14 protein-coding genes are annotated in these 18,049 nt (G+C 58.4%); 7 read left to right on the forward strand and 7 right to left on the reverse strand.

Annotation, left to right across the window (positions count from 1 at the left end):
- Window positions 1–60: 60 nt before the first annotated feature.
- The 4 genes from AC2FID_RS05520 to xdhA are packed head-to-tail and all read right to left on the reverse strand — an operon-like array spanning window position 61 to window position 6,270.
- Window positions 61–1,578 (reverse strand): ABC transporter ATP-binding protein, encoded by a 1,518-nt coding sequence (locus AC2FID_RS05520; protein ID WP_058275481.1) that lies wholly within the window; start codon window positions 1,576–1,578, stop codon window positions 61–63.
- Window positions 1,575–2,510 carry a xanthine dehydrogenase accessory protein XdhC gene (gene xdhC, locus AC2FID_RS05525; protein WP_496835808.1) on the reverse strand — a complete coding sequence of 312 codons (936 nt, stop codon included), beginning with the start codon at window positions 2,508–2,510 and terminating at the stop codon, window positions 1,575–1,577. The genes AC2FID_RS05520 and xdhC overlap by 4 nt, the downstream gene beginning before the upstream one ends.
- Window positions 2,510–4,912 (reverse strand): xanthine dehydrogenase molybdopterin binding subunit, encoded by a 2,403-nt coding sequence (xdhB, locus tag AC2FID_RS05530; RefSeq protein WP_496835810.1) that lies wholly within the window; start codon window positions 4,910–4,912, stop codon window positions 2,510–2,512. The genes xdhC and xdhB overlap by 1 nt, the downstream gene beginning before the upstream one ends.
- Complete coding sequence (gene xdhA, locus AC2FID_RS05535; protein WP_496704842.1) at window positions 4,909–6,270, reverse strand: xanthine dehydrogenase small subunit; 1,362 nt, start codon at window positions 6,268–6,270, stop codon at window positions 4,909–4,911. The genes xdhB and xdhA overlap by 4 nt, the downstream gene beginning before the upstream one ends.
- Before the next feature lie 344 nt (window positions 6,271–6,614).
- Between xdhA and dnaE the strand changes: the two genes are divergently transcribed.
- The 3 genes from dnaE to AC2FID_RS05550 all read left to right on the forward strand — a co-directional run bounded on the left by dnaE (window position 6,615) and on the right by AC2FID_RS05550 (window position 10,793).
- On the forward strand, window positions 6,615–10,115 hold the full coding sequence (gene dnaE / locus AC2FID_RS05540; RefSeq protein ID WP_496835812.1) for a DNA polymerase III subunit alpha: 3,501 nt from the start codon (window positions 6,615–6,617) through the stop codon (window positions 10,113–10,115).
- A gap of 85 nt (window positions 10,116–10,200) precedes the next feature.
- Window positions 10,201–10,419: a YMGG-like glycine zipper-containing protein gene (locus AC2FID_RS05545; protein WP_496835814.1), complete on the forward strand. Its 219-nt coding sequence runs from the start codon at window positions 10,201–10,203 to the stop codon at window positions 10,417–10,419.
- Between the two features lie 5 nt (window positions 10,420–10,424).
- The gene (locus AC2FID_RS05550) at window positions 10,425–10,793 is read left to right on the forward strand and encodes a hypothetical protein (RefSeq protein WP_496835815.1); all 369 of its coding nucleotides are present in this window, start codon (window positions 10,425–10,427) and stop codon (window positions 10,791–10,793) included.
- A gap of 21 nt (window positions 10,794–10,814) precedes the next feature.
- On the opposite strand, the gene AC2FID_RS05555 is transcribed toward AC2FID_RS05550, so the two are convergent.
- Complete coding sequence (locus AC2FID_RS05555) at window positions 10,815–11,354, reverse strand: imm11 family protein (protein WP_496835817.1); 540 nt, start codon at window positions 11,352–11,354, stop codon at window positions 10,815–10,817.
- 157 nt (window positions 11,355–11,511) lie between these two features.
- Window positions 11,512–11,706, reverse strand: a complete 195-nt coding sequence (locus AC2FID_RS05560; RefSeq protein ID WP_058275721.1) for a SlyX family protein — start codon at window positions 11,704–11,706, stop codon at window positions 11,512–11,514.
- 131 nt (window positions 11,707–11,837) lie between these two features.
- On the opposite strand from AC2FID_RS05560, the gene hisS reads away from it, so the two are divergent.
- From hisS to hisG, 3 genes are read left to right on the forward strand one after another with little or no spacing between them, the layout of a single operon-like run.
- Entirely contained in the window at window positions 11,838–13,325 is a 1,488-nt protein-coding gene (gene hisS, locus AC2FID_RS05565) for a histidine--tRNA ligase (RefSeq protein ID WP_496835819.1), read from the forward strand.
- Window positions 13,326–13,328: 3 nt separating this feature from the next.
- On the forward strand, window positions 13,329–14,417 hold the full coding sequence (locus AC2FID_RS05570; RefSeq protein WP_496696217.1) for an ATP phosphoribosyltransferase regulatory subunit: 1,089 nt from the start codon (window positions 13,329–13,331) through the stop codon (window positions 14,415–14,417).
- A complete protein-coding gene (gene hisG / locus AC2FID_RS05575; protein ID WP_058276022.1) occupies window positions 14,414–15,103 on the forward strand; it encodes an ATP phosphoribosyltransferase in 690 nt (229 codons plus the stop codon). Before AC2FID_RS05570 ends, hisG begins: the two co-directional genes overlap by 4 nt.
- Here hisG and AC2FID_RS05580 read toward each other — a convergent pair whose 3' ends face one another.
- Window positions 15,104–15,535 carry a DUF1489 family protein gene (locus tag AC2FID_RS05580; RefSeq protein ID WP_282168994.1) on the reverse strand — a complete coding sequence of 144 codons (432 nt, stop codon included), beginning with the start codon at window positions 15,533–15,535 and terminating at the stop codon, window positions 15,104–15,106.
- Between the two features lie 128 nt (window positions 15,536–15,663).
- On the opposite strand from AC2FID_RS05580, the gene AC2FID_RS05585 reads away from it, so the two are divergent.
- Window positions 15,664–17,946, forward strand: coding sequence for an adenosylcobalamin-dependent ribonucleoside-diphosphate reductase (locus AC2FID_RS05585; RefSeq protein WP_282168993.1), 2,283 nt, complete (start codon window positions 15,664–15,666; stop codon window positions 17,944–17,946).
- Window positions 17,947–18,049: the final 103 nt, after the last annotated feature.

Consider the following 18,049-nt stretch of genomic DNA (forward strand, 5'->3'; position numbering starts at 1 on the left):
CTCATTCCCCCAGTTTCTTCATCTTTTTGTAAATTTTCCCGCCGAAGGCGGTCCGACGGATTAAACATGGGCCACCTCCATGCCATGCGCGCCGCCCATCATCAGGCCGATTTCGTCGACCGTCAGACCCGTGGTCGTACGCGGAGCGCTGAGCCGCCCTTCATTGAGCGCTGCAAAGCTGTCCGATATCTCCATCAGCTCATCCAGATCTTGCGATATGCAGATGACTGCGGTGCCTTTGGCGGCCAAATCCAGAATGGCCTGACGGATCGAGGCCGCGGCGGCCGCATCCACGCCCCATGTCGGTTGGTTCACAACCAGAACGTCCGGGTTTTGCAGGACTTCGCGCCCAATGACGAATTTCTGTAGGTTGCCCCCTGACAGAGATCGTGCTGCGTTTTCTGGCCCCGGTGTGCGGACGTCAAAGGCACTAATGATCTTTTCAGCAAAGCTCTTGGTTTCTGCCCATTTGAGGAACCCGTTGTTCTCAAGTCCTTCCCGGACCGATCCAGTCAGCAAAGCGTTTTCGGTTAGGCTCATGTCAGGGGCGGCCGCATGTCCCAACCGCTCTTCCGGAGCGGTCAGAACGCCCAGCTTGCGGCGCGCGGTCGGCCCCAGTTTTCCGATCGGCTGGCCGTTGAACTTAATCGCGTCGGGTGCTGTGGTGATCTCGCCCGACAGAACGCCCAACAATTCGTCCTGGCCGTTGCCCGCGACACCGCCGACGCCCAGAACTTCGCCCTTACGGACGGTCATGTGGACATTCTTCAATGCGGTACCGAACTCGGATGGTGATGGAACTGACAAACCGCTGACATCCAGGGCGACCTCACCGAACTCACGCCCCGAACGCTCGGGTGTTTGCAGGGTCGAACCCACCATCATCTCGGCCATATCCCGCGCTGAGGTCTCAGCTGGAACGCATTCGCCGACATTCTTACCCAAACGCAGGATTGTGGCGTGGTCGCACAGTGTGCGGATTTCTTCCAGCTTGTGCGAGATATACAGGATCGAAGTACCTTCGGACCGCAATTTGTTCAGCGTTTCAAACAGAATGTCGACTTCCTGAGGTGTCAGAACCGATGTCGGCTCATCCATGATCAGCAGCTTCGGATCCTGTAACAGGCAGCGGATGATTTCGACCCGCTGACGCTCACCCGCGGACAGATCGCCGACGGTGCGATAGGGATCCAGTGGCAGACCGTAAGTTTCCGAAACTTCGCGAATACGCGCCGCCAGATCGCCCATGGCTGGTGGGTTTTCCATCCCCAAGGCGATGTTTTCGGCCACGTTCAATGCGTCGAACAACGAGAAGTGCTGGAACACCATCGCGATCCCGTCCGCCCGTGCGGCGCGGGGTTCGGGTGGTGCGAAGGCTTGTCCGCGCAGCAGCATGGTGCCGCTGTCGGGCTTCACCAGCCCATAGATCATCTTTACGAGAGTGGATTTTCCGGCACCATTTTCGCCCAGTAAGGCGTGAACCTCACCCTCACCGATGTCAAAGGACACCTGATCATTGGCCACGACGCCGGGATAGGCTTTAGTCAGCCCTTGTAAGCTTAGAAGTGGAGTGGTCACGCGCTCAGGTCCTTCTTTATTTCGTTTTGCCGGGCAGGGCGCAGGATCTGCGCCGCGACACCAACTGCGATCATCTGCGGGTGTTTGCCCAAGGCTGGATCTCCGATTGGGCAGGTAATCCGGCCAATCCGCTCGGGCGCATGTCCCAAAGCGGCCAGCCGGGATCGGAACCGCGCCCATTTCGTAGCCGAGCCAATCAGGCCCGCAAAGCGGAAATCATGCAAAAGCAACCTGTTGCATAGCTCCAGGTCCAGATTGTGTGAATAAGTAAGCACAAGGTGCTCGGCATCACGCGGCGCATGGCGAACCAGCTCGGCCGGTTTGCTTGCCGGAACGACGGTTACGCCTGCGGGCACCGTTTCGGGAAAACGCTCAGGCCCGGTATCGACCCATGTGATCGACAGATCGGGCAACGGTGACAGGACATCGACCAGAGCCCGGCCAACGTGACCAGCACCCCATATCCACAGATTGCGCGCCGGTTCGTGAACGGGTTCGACCATCCAGCCGTCAATCAGCTGCGGTTCGGGCGCAACACCTTGACCGCGGGCCTGCGACAACAGTCGCTTGACCGAAAGCGGCATCTCACCGCCCGAAGCCGAGCGCGCAATGACTGCATCATCCAGCCGGTCGACGGCCGCAAGATCGTAGATTTCACTCAGCAGAGTTACTGCACCGCCACAACACTGGCCCATATCCGGGCCGAGGGCATGGTGCGTTTGGCGCATGGGCGCTGCTTGGGATCGAGCTGCTTCAGCCGCCTGATACTCCAACGTGCCACCGCCGATGGTGCCCGACTGCCCGTTCTCCCAAACAAGCATTGCAGCGCCAACTTCACGGGGGGATGACCCCTTGATCCCGGCGATAACCACCCGGGTCACCTTGCCGTGGGTTTTGACCGCCTCCCTCAAAGCCTCTCGATCAAATCCCATCAGGTCTCTCCCTTTACCCGCTGGACACCCTTCCAAACTTCTTCAGCCGTGGCGGGTGCATCCAGTGCCGGATAGCTGTCCCCGCAGGAAGCCACCGCATTCGACAGGGCAAGCCACGCGGAAATACCCAGCATGAACGGCGGCTCTCCGACCGCTTTTGAGCGATAGATCGTGTCCTCGCGGTTTTCACCGCTCCAGAGCGCGACATTGAAAACATCAGGCCGGTCCGAGCAAGCGGGGATCTTGTAGGTCGACGGCGCATGCGTGCGCAGATTGCCCTTGCCGTCCCAGACAAGTTCTTCCGTGGTCAGCCATCCCGCACCCTGTACGTATGCGCCTTCGACCTGCCCAATATCCAGCGCCGGGTTCAGCGACGCGCCTGCATCATGCAGGATATCCGTCCGCAAAATGCGGTTCTCGCCTGTCAGTGTATCGATCGCGACTTCGGTAATCGACGCGCCGTAGGCGAAATAAAAGAACGGACGCCCCCGGCCTTTGATCCGGTCCCACTCGATCTTGGGTGTCTTATAAAACCCGGTCGCAGACAGGCTGACCCGGCCCTGATAAACCAGCGCAGCTGCTTCTGAGAATGTGTAGCGCTCTACGCCGACCGAGACGTGGCCATCAGAGAACGTCACCGTTGAGGGATCGGCCTGATGTCGATGCGCCAGATAGTCAGCCATCCGGTCGCGGATCGTGTCGCAGGCCGCTTTGACCGCCATACCGTTCAGGTCACTGCCCGAGGACGCGGCCGTAGCCGAGGTATTCGGCACCTTGGCGGTGTCGGTCGCGGTGATTTTCACCATCTCCAACGGAATACCAAAGCGGGACGCGGCCACTTGCGCGACCTTTTGGAAAAGACCTTGCCCCATCTCGGTGCCGCCGTGGTTCAGGTGGACCGAGCCGTCCTGATACACATGCACCAACGCGCCCGCCTGGTTCAGATGGGTCAACGTAAACGAAATGCCGAACTTAACCGGAGAAAAGCCGATGCCTTTCTTGATCACGCTGTTCTCGGCGTTCCACTTCTGGATGGCTGCCTTGCGCGCGTTGTAGTCGCTGGATTGCAGCAACTTGGCAGTCATGCCGTGCAGTTCGAAGTCACTGACCTCCATCCCGTACGGCGTGGTATTGCCACCTGCGGGCAAGGGACGCACCGGGGCGTTGCCCATCTCAACCGCGCCTCGGCTGGTCAGGTCCTCGTGCGGGTCAGGATGGCCCAGCGGCTTTTCAGCGATCACGGGATCCGCAACAACATGCGCCGGCTCATAGTAGTTCCGGCGACGCAATTCGACCGGGTCCATGCCCAGTTTATACGCGGCGTGATCCATCACGCGTTCGATCCCGACCATACCCTGAGGTCCGCCGAACCCGCGATAGGCGGTAGCGGATTGAGTGTTAGTCTTCAGCCGGTGGCTTTCGATCCGGGCATTCGGCAACAGATAGGCATTGTCCGAATGCAGCATCGCACGGTCCGCGACCGGCAGGGACAGATCCTGTGCCCAACCACAAATCGCATGATGCAGGAAGGAAACGCCTTGGATGTGGCCGTTCTCATCAAATCCGGCCTTATATGCAATCCGGAACGCGTGGCGCTTGCCGGTTATGATCATGTCATCATCGCGGTCATAGCGCATCTTGCAGGCTTTGCCGGTTGCACGTGCCGCGATAGCGCAGGAAACAGCCAAAGCGTTGCCCTGACTTTCCTTGCCGCCAAAGCCGCCGCCCATACGGCGCGTTTCAACGCGAACCGCGTGCATCGGAACACCCAGAGCGTCCGCTACTTTGTGCTGAATCTCGGTCGGGTGCTGGGTCGAAGAATGCACCAACATATCCGCGCCCTCATTGGGCACGGCCAGTGCAGCCTGACCTTCCAGATAGAAATGCTCCTGACCGCCAAGCTCGAATCCACCTTCGATCACATGCGCCGAACCCGCAATGGCCGCATCCGCATCGCCCTTGGCGTAGATGCGCGGACCGTCCTCGAACCGACTGTCTGCGGCAAGCGCCTCTTCAACCGTCAGGATTGGGGTCTCTTCGGCATAATCGATCTGGCCCAAACGCGCCGCTTTCCGCGCGGCAAGGTGGCTGGTCGCAATGACGAGGAAAACGGGCTGCCCGATATAGTGCACCGTGCCATCAGACAGCAGAGGTTCATCATGGATCGACGGTGAGACGTCATTGGCAAATGGCAGATCGTCGGCTGTCATCACCATGACGACACCTTCAGCTGCCTTCACCGCCGACAGGTCCATCGTGGTGATCTTACCCTTGGCAATCGGGCTAATTCCAAAGGCTAGATGCAACGATCCTTTGGGTGTCGGAATGTCATCTACATAGCGTGCGGTTCCCGCGACATGCAGTGGCGCCGCGTCGTGGGGGAGGGGTTTGGTCACGCTCATGCGGACACCTCCAATACATTTGTCACTTCGCCTTGATCCTCAAGGAAATATCGTTCGAGCAGCGCTTTGGCGGTCTGCAGCCGATAGTTGGCCGATGCGCGCATGTCCGTCATTGGCGTGAAATCACTGTCGAAGGCCGGAATGGCGGACTGAACGGTCTCATGCGTCCATGGCTTGCCAACCAGCGCGGCTTCGACATTTGAAGCCCGTTTGGGAGTTCCGGCCATACCACCAAAGGCAATACGGGCATCAGTAACCATTCCGTCCGAAACAGAGATGTTGAAACACCCACACACGGCCGAGATATCCTGATCGAACCGTTTGCTGAGTTTGTAGGCCTTCAAACGATCCGCCTGACGCGGAAAACTTACGGATTCGACAAACTCGCCAGGTGTCCGGTCTTGTTTGCCGTAGTCGATAAAGAAGTCCTCCAATGCGACCGAGCGACGTTCGTCGCCCTTGCGCAGATGTAGCGTCGCGCCCAGGGCGATCAGTGCAGGAGGATTGTCTCCGATGGGCGAGCCGTTTGCGATATTTCCGCCCACGGTGGCCGCGTGCCGCACCTGAACGCTGGCGTAGCGCCGGATCATTTCGGCGTAAGACGGGTGCAGGTCCGCCAGTGCTTCGCCCATCCGGTTCATATCGACCATCGCGCCGAACAGAACCTCGTCATCCGTGATGGTGATCTCTTTCAGATCATCACAGCGGTTCAGAAAAATCACTGGGTCGAGGTCACGCAGTTGCTTGGTCACCCAAAGCCCAACGTCCGTTGCGCCGGCGACCAGAGTGGCGTCCGGGTGTTCCGCATAGATTTTGGCCAATTCATCCGAAGACTCCGGCAACATCTGCGATGTGACCCGCGTGGCGACTGGCTTGTCTTTCACCCAAACTGGCACGGGAACTTCTTCGGCAACCTTGGCGGCGCGAATGATCGGCGCGTAGCCGGTGCAGCGGCACAGGTTGCCAGCAAGCTGGGTGTCATGATCCGTCGCGCCATTTGCATGACTTGCCACCATCGACATGACGAAACCGGGGGTGCAGAAGCCACATTGCGAGCCGTGCAGATCAACCATCGCCTGCTGGGCTGGGTGCGCCTCGCCGTTGGGGCCACTGGCGCCTTCGACCGTGCGAACCGCCTTACCATGCAGTTGCGGCAGAAACAGGATGCAGGAATTCAGCGCCTTGTGGCCACCTTCATCCGTCACCATGACAGTGCATGCCCCGCAATCGCCTTCGTTGCAGCCTTCTTTGGTGCCGGTCAGGCCGCGATCCTCACGCAGCCAATCCAGCAGGGTCGCTGTCGGATTGACATCCGCCAGTTCCACTGTCTCTCCGTTCAGAAGAAACGTGATATTCATTCGAGAAACCCGTCGCCTTACCCGGTTGCGCCCTTGCGTGCCCCCCTTCGATGCGACGTAGAAAGAGTAGCGGGCGGATAGCTTGCCATCTGATGTTAGAAACAGCGCAGGTTGTCTGGCAAGAAAAACTACCTATGTGATACACCATTGAGCACTGACGCTGCGTGATTGTTATCTTCGTTTAGCGATCACTGGATTGAAACTAAAGCGTTTTTTGTCTTTGGCTACTGCCGGGCTCCGAAGCACCTTCTGGAAAAGCCGAATAATCAAAGCCCATCTTTTTGGCAATCCAAAGCCAAGGTTCCTGCTTTTGCCGGGCGCGCGGCTGGGATAGCGTGGCAGTCATGAGCAGTACTCCTCGATTCATTCACCTCCGTGTTCACACCGAATATTCCCTGCTGGAAGGCGCCGTGCGGCTGAAAAAGCTGCCCGGTCTGTGTGATAAGATGGATATGCCCGCCGTCGCTGTGACGGATACTAACAGCATGTTCTCGGCTTTGGAGTTTTCGGTCACCGCCAGCGGGGCCGGAGTGCAGCCGATCATGGGTTGTCAGGTTGACCTGACCTATGTGCAGGCGCAACCGGGCGAAAAGCCCAAAACACCTGCGCCGGTGGTTTTGCTTGCCCAGTCCGAGGTCGGGTATGAGAACCTGATGAAGCTCAGCTCGTGCCTTTATGTGGATAAGGGTGGGCAGTTGCCGCAGGTGACGCTGGAAGAGCTTGCGGACCGATCCGACGGGTTGATCTGCTTGTCCGGTGGGCCGGATGGACCGGTTGGGATGTTGTTGCAGCAGGGTCAACGCCCTGCGGCCGAGGCCTTGGTGGATCGGTTGTCAGCGATGTTCCCCGATCGTCTCTATATCGAACTCCAACGTCATCCGGGCGAGGGTGGTCAGCCAGAGGCCGAGCGCCTGACTGAGCGCGGCCACGTCGAAATGGCTTATGCTAAAAATCTTCCTCTGGTCGCCACCAATGACGTCTATTTCCCGACCACAGATATGTACGAAGCGCACGATGCGCTGATTTGTATCTCGGAAGGGGCCTATGTCGATCAGCAAGAAGGCCGCCGCCGCCTGACCGCGCAGCACTATTTCAAGTCGCAGCAGGAGATGGCGACCTTGTTCGCCGACTTGCCCGAGGCCATTGAGAAAACGGTCGAGATTGCCAAGCGCTGTGCGTTCATGGCCTATCGCCGCGATCCGATCCTGCCGAAATTCGCTGATGACGAAGTTGCCGAACTGCGCCGTATTGCGAATGATGGTTTGCAAAAACGTCTGGCAGTGATCCCGCACGCAGTAACGCCAGAGGAATATCAGGAACGCTTGGACTTCGAACTCGATATCATCGAAGGCATGGGGTTTCCCGGCTACTTCCTGATTGTTGCCGATTTTATTCAGTGGTCCAAGGATCAGGACATCCCGGTGGGGCCAGGTCGTGGCTCGGGCGCGGGATCTCTGGTGGCCTATGCGCTAACGATTACTGACCTTGATCCGCTGCGCTATTCGCTGCTTTTCGAACGGTTCCTGAACCCGGAACGGGTTTCGATGCCGGATTTCGATATCGACTTCTGCATGGATCGCCGAGAAGAGGTGATCCGCTACGTGCAGCAGAAATACGGCCGCGACAAGGTGGGGCAGATCATCACCTTTGGTGCGTTGCTGTCGAAAGCTGCCGTGCGCGACATTGGGCGCGTTCTGCAGATGCCATACGGGCAGGTCGACCGCCTGTCCAAAATGATCCCGGTGGAAGGCGTCAAACCTGTCTCCATCGAGAAGGCGCTGAAAGACGAACCTCGTCTGCGCGAAGAGGCGCGCAACGAAGAGGTTGTGGACCGCCTGCTGACTTACGGGCAGCAGGTAGAGGGGTTGCTGCGAAACGCGTCGACCCACGCGGCGGGAGTGGTTATCGGAGACCGTCCGCTGGATGCGCTGGTGCCGCTGTATCAGGACCCGCGATCCGACATGCCGGCCACTCAGTTCAACATGAAATGGGTGGAACAGGCCGGGCTGGTTAAGTTCGACTTTCTTGGTCTGAAGACGCTGACGGTGATCCAGAACGCGATGGATCTGATCTTCAAATCTGATCGCCCGTTGCATGTCGCTGCTGATGGTACGGAGCTTTACGAACCCGCTGAAGGGGCGGAGAATCAAATCAACGCCATCCCGCTGGATGATGAGGCAACGTACAAACTTTATTCGGCGGCCAAAACGGTGGCGGTGTTCCAGGTGGAATCCTCGGGCATGATGGACGCGCTCAAGCGGATGAAGCCTGACTGTATCGAAGATATCATTGCCCTCGTCGCGCTCTACCGACCTGGCCCCATGGAGAACATCCCCAAGTTCTGTGAGGTCAAGAATAAGCTGAGCGAACGGGACACGCTGCACCCGTCCATCGACCATATCCTGGACGAGACGCAAGGCATCATCGTCTATCAGGAACAGGTGATGCAGATCGCCCAGGAAATGGCGGGCTACAGCCTTGGCGGTGCGGATTTGCTGCGCCGCGCGATGGGTAAGAAAATCCAGGAGGCGATGGACGCAGAGCGGCCCAAGTTCCTCAAGGGTGCTGCTGAGAACGATGTGGATGAGGCCAAGGCGACCGAGGTTTGGAACCTGCTGGATAAATTCGCCAACTACGGGTTCAACAAATCCCACGCGGCCGCCTATGCGGTTGTCAGCTATCAGACCGGTTGGCTGAAGGCGAACCACCCGGTCGAGTTCATGGCGGGTGTCATGAACTGCGATATCCACCTGACCGACAAGCTGGCCGTATATTTCGAAGAGGTCCGTAAGGGGCTGGAACTACCTTATGTACCGCCTTGCGTGAACCGGTCGCTGTCGACATTCGACGTGGTGGACGGGCATCTTATTTATGCGCTGGGCGCGCTAAAGAATGTAGGTGTCGAAGCGATGAACCTTGTGGTCGCGGGTCGCGAAGGCAAGCCGTTCGTGAACCTGTTCGACTTTGCCCGCAAGGTTGATCTGAAGAGGGTGGGCAAGCGCCCGCTAGAGATGATGGCGCGGGCAGGGGCCTTCGATCAGCTAGACAAGAACCGCCGTCGCGTGTTTGAAAGCCTCGATCCGCTGGTGCAGTATTCGGCGGCGATCCATGACCAAAAGAACTCGAACCAGGTGTCGCTGTTTGGCGAGGCGGGCGATGACCTGCCCGAACCGCGCTTGTCGCCTTCGCCTGATTGGCTACCGGCGGAACGTCTGAGCGAAGAATTCAAAGCCATCGGTTTTTACCTGTCGGGCCATCCGCTGGACGACTATATGCCCGCACTGAAGCGAAAGCAGGTTCTGACGCTGGATGAGGTGACCGAAAAAGCACGCTCTGGCCCCTTTATCGCCAAAATGGCTGGTGTTGTTGCCGGACGGCAAGAGCGTAAATCCGCGCGTGGAAACCGGTTCGCCTTTGCGCAATTGTCGGATCCGACGGGCGCTTACGAGGTCACTCTGTTTTCAGAAACGCTCGAAAAGTCACGCGAGTATCTGGAAACCGGAGCGCAGGTGGTGCTGACCGCCGAAGCGACGATGGAAGCCGACCAGCTCAAGCTGCTGGGGCGCTCGGTCGGCCCTGCGGATTCCGTGGTGGCAGAAGCCGGGGCGACGGGGCTGCGTATTTTTGTTGACGAAGCGCAAGCGGTGCCAACCGTAGCAAAAGTTCTTGAGGATGCCGCAACTGCCACCAAAGGCGCAGCGCGCGGTCCGATCCAATTGTTGTTGCTCGACCCAAGTCTGCCGGGTGATGTCGAAATGGATCTGGGCGTTGAGTTTCCGATCAACCCGCAGATCAAAGGCGCGATAAAATCGCTAGAAGGTATTCTGTCCGTCGAAGAGATCTGACCTCTCTTTGTTGCCAGACAGTTAGCACCCCGCTAGGCTGACCCAACAGAGATGTCTTTGGGTCATGCCGCAGGAGGGTGTTGATATGACAATTGCAGGTCTCAATTTCAGAAGAGTTTTGTTCGGGGTGGCGGCATCGCTGGCCTTGGTTGCAGCCTCGGTCGCGTCGGCGGACGACAAGAAGAAAAAGAAGACCCTTGAGGGCGCGCTGATCGGCGCAGGTGTTGGAGCGATTGTCGGTGACGGAAAAGGCGCAGCGATTGGTGGCGTGGCCGGAGCTATTATTGGACATAACTGGAAGTGATTGTGATGCGTTTTTTCAAACTCAAAATGTCCGCTTGCGCCGCAATCCTGGCGGCTCCGTGTGTGGCTGCGGCCGATGAGGCGGCTGAGCAGATGGTACAGGATGCATTGCCCGTCATGCACTATACTTGCGCCTCGATTGCAGAAGAAGCGGATGGTGATGAAGAATTTGTTGTGACTGTTGTCGCAAAGATGACTGCCCTGTCTCTCCACAATCGCCAGATCAATATCGAAGATCATGCGGCCACAGATGAGGAAAAGGCCCAGTTGCGTGAAGCCTTCATAGCCGCGCTGTCAGAAGGATGCGCCGCAGATAAGGATGCGCTTTTGGGCGGAGTGGTCGACAACGCGGTGAAATCGACGCTGGGGTTGTGACCTGCGGTGACTTTGGGCGCGCTAGAGCGTGCCCACCGCGCAACGAACCAGAGCCCAACCTTTTTCCATCCCGGCGGCCTTGAGGCCAGCGACAAGGCGGTCGGACAGGAACAGTAGTGAAGGGACTTTGGGGTCCAGCCATATGTCTGGGCCACTTACCGCTTCAGGAGTAACGACCAACTGGTCTTCTTTCCCGCTTACCGGAAGATACGCTATCCCGCCTCCTCGGCAGTTTAGAGGCGCTCGAATATCGCCTTCCGGGCCAAGCGCTTCATAATTGCCCATGGATCGTTTGTTGCCCACATTCAGCAAATAATACGGCTCTGGAGTTGACAGCCGGGCCTCGTCTGAATCCATCACTGTCAGCGGGTGAAAGACCGTTTCTCCTAGATCGAACTGTTCAAGAACAGCCTTTGCCGACTCGGATACTAGTGGATAACCACCGCCACTGATGAACGGAGGCGGGACATATTCGGGATGTGTATTGTAATACCAGATATCGCCAACCTGCTCTTTGGTCAGAATTTCACCGCGCTTCCAGCCACCAGATTCATCAATCATTCTGCTGGACCATTCCTGTTCTTCCGGAGATCGCCCCCTCAACCAAGTATCTCCGTACTCCTTTCGGAGAACCGCTTGAATTGCGTTGATGTTGTTTACTGTTGTGGAAATCCAGACGCAGAGGTCACCGTTCACATCTTTCGCCATCAGTCAAACCTCAATAATGCGGCGGGCGTTCGTCGCCCAAAACGATTCCGCCCGAGCCTTCCTGTGCCCGTTCGCCTTCGCGGCGCATCAGCATTTCGACACGGCGTGTCAAACGATCAATCTCGTCCTGTTGGCGGGTGACGACCGAGTTGAGGTCTTCGACCGTACGGGCAAGATGGGCGATCTGCTCTTCCAGATGCTGCATGGGGGACTCCTGTGTCTTAGGCCGGTCATAGCGACCCGGACAACGCATGGCCAGCGAAAGCGCGCCTTGCCCCGATGAAGGCCATGGGATAGACCGCGCGCGGAACAAGGCAACTCCCAAGGACGTCCCACATGGCCAAGCCCAAGAAACAGCCCCGCCCCAAGGCCGTAACGCCAAAAGGGTTCCGTGACTATTTCGGCCAGGAAGTCACGCAGCGCACCGAGATGCTGCGGGCTATTGCGGACGTCTATCATCAGTACGGGTTTGACGCCTTGGAAAGCAGCGCGGTTGAAACCGTCGAGGCGCTGGGTAAGTTCCTGCCCGACGTAGATCGCCCGAACGAGGGTGTGTTCGCGTGGCAGGAAGTCGACGAGAATGACAAGGGCGACTGGATGGCCCTGCGCTATGACCTAACCGCGCCTTTGGCCCGGGTTTACGCGCAGCACCGCAACGATCTGCCGACGCCTTATCGTCGTTATGCGATGGGACCAGTCTGGCGGAACGAAAAGCCGGGGCCGGGGCGTTATCGCCAGTTTTATCAATGCGATGCGGATACGGTGGGAACGGCCTCGATGGCCGCTGACGCCGAGATTTGCGCGATGCTGTCGGACACGCTTGAGACCGTCGGCATTCCGCGCGGCGATTATCTTGTGCGGGTCAACAACCGCAAAGTTCTGAACGGCGTGCTTGAGGCGATGGGGCTTGGCGAAGACGTCGTTGCCCGCGACAACGTTCTGCGCACCATCGACAAGTTCGACAAAGTCGGCGAGCAGGGCGTGCGAGAGCTGCTGACCAAAGGCCGTCTGGACGCCTCTGGCGCGTTTATCGACGGTGTTGGTCTTAGCGAGGATCAGGCTGAGCCGGTGATCGCGTTTCTGACCTCCAAGGCCGCGGAAACCGCCGGAACATTGGCCAACTTGCGCGCCGCCGTAGGCGACAGCAAGATCGGCGCGGACGGGATCGCCGAGTTGGAACAAATCGGCACCTTGTTGGATGCGGGCGGGTACGGCGCGGACCGGATCGAGATTGACCCTTCGGTCGTGCGCGGTCTGGGTTACTATACCGGGCCGGTTTATGAGGCCGAGCTGACCTTTGAGATTTTCGATGAGAAAGGCCGCAAGCGGCAATTCGGATCGGTTTCGGGTGGTGGTCGCTATGACGATCTGGTCAAACGCTTCACCGGGCAGGAAGTTCCGGCGACCGGCGTCTCCATCGGTGTCGACCGTCTGCTGGCTGCCCTGCGCGAAAAAGGCAGGATAGCCGCGCAGGCTACGGGTCCTGTAGTCGTGACCGTTATGGATCGCGACCGGATGGCCGATTATCAGGCGATGGTGGCAGAACTGCGCAACGCAGGTATCCGGGCAGAGGTTTATCTGGGTAATCCCAAGAACTTCGGCAATCAGCTGAAATATGCGGATAAACGGAACTCTCCGATTGCAGTGATCGAGGGCGGTGACGAGAAAGCCAATGGGATCGTGCAGATCAAGGACCTGATCCTTGGCGCGAAGATTGCCGAAAGCGCCACGCTCGAGGAATGGAAAGAACGCCCCAGCCAGTTCGAAGTGTCACGTGGTGATCTGGTCGCCAAAGTGCGCGAAATTCTGGACAGTCAGGACTGACCGATGCCCAATCGTTCCCAGATACAGGCCCGCGCCGCGATGATGCGGGTCCGGTTCGAGGCTGCCGGGGCGCAGGTTGTGGATACACCCCTGCTGCAACCGGCGGAAACGCTATTGGACCTTTATGGTGAGGATATTCGCGCCCGGGCTTACGTTACCTCGGATGCGTTGCGCGGTGAGCAGATGCTGCGCCCCGACTTCACCCTGCCGGTGGTGCAGATGCACATGACCGAAGGGGCTGAACCCGCACGCTATACCTATTCAGGCGAAGTCTTCCGTCGGCAAGAGCATGACCCGGATCGGTCCAACGAGTACATTCAGGTCGGTTATGAAGTTTTTGACCGCAATGATCCCGCCGGGGCCGATGCCGAGGTGTTTTCTCTGTTTGCCCTGCAATTGCGGGGGCTGCCCCTGCGCGCGGCAACCGGTGACATCGGCATCCTTACGGCGGCTGTTCAGGGGCTGCGCACCACGGATCGGCGCAAGGCCGCGCTGATGCGCCACCTGTGGCGTCCACGTCGGTTCCGCGTCCTGCTCGATCGGTTCGCCGGGCGAAAGCCCGAGCCGGAACACCGCACAATGCTTTTGGAGGCCGCAGACCCGATGGGGTTTGACGTTCCTATGATCGGCAAACGCCGCGCTGCCGAGATCGAGGCGCGCATCGACGCGTTGCGCGAAGATCGCGACACGCCACCGATTTCTGACAACGAGCTTGCAGGCCTGGAATCTCTGCTGACCGTTCGGGAAACCATGCCCTTTGCTTTGGAGCAGTTGCGGGATGTGGCCGTTGACCTGCCTCAGATCACCCCGGCGCTGGACAGGCTTGAGGCAAGAATTGCCGCCCTGCATGCGCGTGGTGTTGACGTGAGTAGGTTGGATTTCGAGGCTGCCTATGGGCGTACGTCGATGGAGTATTACGACGGGTTTGTCTTTGGGTTTTATGCCGAAGGTCGCCCCGATTTGCCTCCGATTGCCACCGGCGGGCGTTACGATGCGCTGACGCGACAACTGGGCAACGGGGCAGAAATTCCAGCTGTTGGCGGCGTGTTGCGTCCGGACCTGATGCTGGAAATCGAGGAGGCCGCGCAATGACCCTGAAACTGGGTGTGCCCTCGAAGGGCCGATTGATGGAGAAGACCTTTTCGTGGTTCGAAAAGCGCGGCATCACATTGTCGCGCAGCGGATCAGACCGGGAATATGCCGGTAAGGTTGAAGGGATCGACGGAGTCTCGCTGATCCTGCTGTCTGCCGGGGAAATCCCCCGCGAACTAGCAGCTGGCCGCATTCATATGGGTGTCACGGGAACCGATCTGGTGCACGAAAAATTGCCACGGTGGGAACAGCAGATTGAAGAAGTCTCCGAGTTGGGCTTTGGCAAAGCCGACTTGATTATCGCGACACCAGCCTGCTGGGTCGATGTCGAAACTCTGGACGATCTAGATGCTGCCGCGGCAGCGTTTCGCAAAACCCACGGGCACCGGTTGCGGATTGCGACCAAATACCACCGATTGGTGCGCGAGTTTCTGACGGACGCTGGGGTTGCAGATTACACTCTGGTGGACAGCCAGGGCGCAACCGAAGGCACTGTGATGAACGAAACCGCCGAGGCGATTGCCGATATCACCTCGACAGGTGAGACATTGCGCGCAAACCACCTAAAAATCCTGTCGGACGGCCTGATCCTGCAATCACAGGCCACGCTGTGGCGTAGTCGGGTTGCCAGCTATGGTGTGGGTGAAAAAGAGGTTCTTTCCGAATTGCTTGACCGGCTGAGCTGATTACAGCACGCCGATGTCCGCCAACGCGCGATTCAGATCGTCGGGCAGGGAATCATCCTCGGCCCGTCCTTTGGGAAGATCGGCAGGCGTATCTTCGGATTTAAGGTATCGCCACCCTTGGAACGGGCGTTTCAAGGCATTCTGTGTGCGGTGCACCTCAGGGTCCAGCACGATGGCGCAGCGGCGTATACCGTCCTCGCCGCGCACTTCGTCCAGCCGCAGGATCTTCTGGCGGCACTGTACGACACCCTTGATCACCCAATAGATTGATCCGCCGTTCAGAATCTCGGCCTCGCGCTTGGGCCACATGCGGGTGACGTGGCGCGGCAAGCCGTCTTCATAAAGCGGTTTGCGGCTATCCTGCCATTCCATCAGCGTGTCGACGCTTTCCGATCCGACGGAGAGTTTTATGAGGTTTATGTACTTATCCACAGCTTTCCCACAGAGTCGTCCCAAGACCGTCTATACATTGTAGCTCAAGAAAGCCTGTCATCAAGGTGTTGTGGTTAAGGTGTGATCTGGGATAATCTGGATACCTCTTTCAGAACAGGGAATCACCAATGAGCCGCTTTGCCGCCCCCATCGCCGAGCAGATCTGGGACATGAAATATCGTTTCAAACAGGCCGATGGCACTCCCATTGACCAAACGGTTGAGGACAGCTGGCGGCGTATCGCTCGCGATCTTGCGCAGGTCGAAAAAGACCCGGCGCATTGGGAGCAGAAGTTCTTCGAAGCGCTGGAAGATTTCAAATACCTGCCTGCTGGCCGTATCACCGCTGGCGCAGGCACTGCGCGACGTGTGACGCTGTTTAACTGCTTTGTCATGGGCACGGTGCCGGACAGCATGGGCGGTATCTTCGATATGCTGAAAGAGGCCGCGCTGACCATGCAGCAGGGTGGGGGGATCGGCTATGACTTCTCGACCATTCGCCCGCGCGGAGCGGATGTGCATGGGGTCGCGGCGGATGCATCCGGGCCTCTGAGCTTTATGGATGTATGGGACGCGATGTGCCGCACCATCATGTCCGCAGGTTCGCGCCGGGGTGCGATGATGGCGACCATGCGCTGTGACCACCCGGATATCGAACAGTTCATCACGGCTAAGTCCGACCCTGCACGCCTGCGCATGTTCAACATGTCTGTGCTGGTCACCGATCCCTTTATGGAAGCTGTCAAAGCCGATGGCCCGTGGGAGCTGGTGTTCGACGACAAGGTTTACCACACAGTTCAAGCGCGTGATCTGTGGAACAAGATCATGCAGGCCACCTATGACTATGCCGAACCGGGTGTGATTTTCATCGACCGGATCAACAAAGCCAACAACCTCAGCTATGCCGAAACCATCGCGGCGACAAACCCGTGTGGCGAGCAGCCTTTGCCGCCTTATGGCGCGTGCCTGCTGGGTTCGATCAACCTTGCCCGTCTTGTGGCAGAGCCGTTCGAAGATGCGGCCCATCTGAATGAGGCTGCCCTGCAAGAGCTGGTCGCGACAGCCGTCCGCATGATGGACAACGTTGTCGACGCGTCGAAGTTCCCGCTGCCGGAACAGGCCGCCGAGGCGCAGGCCAAGCGCCGTATCGGGCTGGGCGTGACCGGACTGGCGGATGCTCTGCTGATGCTGGGTCTGCGCTATGGATCGGACGAGGGCGCGCGTCAGACCGAGCTCTGGTTGAAAGCGATAGCGCGCGCTGCGTATCTGGCGTCGGTCGACTTGGCGAAGGAAAAAGGGGCGTTCCCCCTATTCGACGCCGAGAAATACTTGGAAAGCGGCACGATGCAGCAGATGGATGATGACGTGCGCGATGCAATTCGCGAACACGGTATTCGCAACGCTTTGCTGACTTCGATCGCGCCGACGGGGACAATTTCTCTCTATGCAGGGAATGTGTCGTCAGGGATCGAGCCGGTCTTTGCCTATGCCTACACGCGGAAGGTCCTGCAAAAGGATGGCTCGCGCACTGAAGAAGAGGTCGTGGACTACGCGGTGCAGATGTGGCGCGACAAATTCGGCGACAAAGAGCTGCCAGACTATTTCGTCAACGCACAGACGCTGTCCCCGTCCGATCACGTTAAGATGCAAGCCGCGGCTCAGAAATGGATCGACAGCTCGATCTCGAAGACGATCAACTGCCCCGAGGACATCAGCTTTGACGCTTTCAAAGATGTCTACATGCAGGCCTGGGATCAGGGGTGCAAAGGGTGCACGACCTATCGTCCGAACGATGTGACGGGGTCCGTCCTGACCGTGTCAGAAAGCGAAGATAAAGCGCCGGGTGAAAGTGCAAGCGCACCGCATGAAATTGACGGTGGCGACGTGATCTACATGTCGGAGCCTCTGGATCGCCCACAATCTCTGGAAGGTTCGACCTATAAGTTGAAGTGGCCCGACAGCGAGCACGCGATCTATCTGACGATCAATGATATTGTCATAGGTGGCCGTCGTCGTCCGTTCGAAGTGTTCATCAACTCGAAGAACATGGAGCATTACGCCTGGACGCTGGCGCTGACCCGCATGATCTCGGCCGTATTCCGCCGGGGTGGGGATGTGTCTTTTGTGGTGGAAGAACTAAAAGCGGTATTCGACCCGCGCGGTGGCGCATGGGTTCAGGGCAAGTATATCCCGTCGATCCTGGCCGCAATTGGTGGTGTGATCGAACAGCACATGATCAATATTGGCTTTCTTGAGGGCGAGGGCATGGCGCTCAAATCCGACCCCCAGGCTCAGGTCGTCAACATGGACGCGCCACGCGGCAAAGCCTGCCCATCCTGCGGCCAGTACGACATGGTGATGATCGAGGGTTGCATGACCTGCCGCAGCTGCGGTCATTCAAAATGTGGCTGATGTCGTGAAATTCAGCGCCGGTTTCAAATTGGTCTGACCAAAGAAGTGCCAAGCCTGTGTTGAGCAGGTTTGGCATTTTTTTTGAAAGCCCTGCAGCACGCAG

This window comes from Ruegeria sp. CDSC068 (assembly GCF_059610545.1).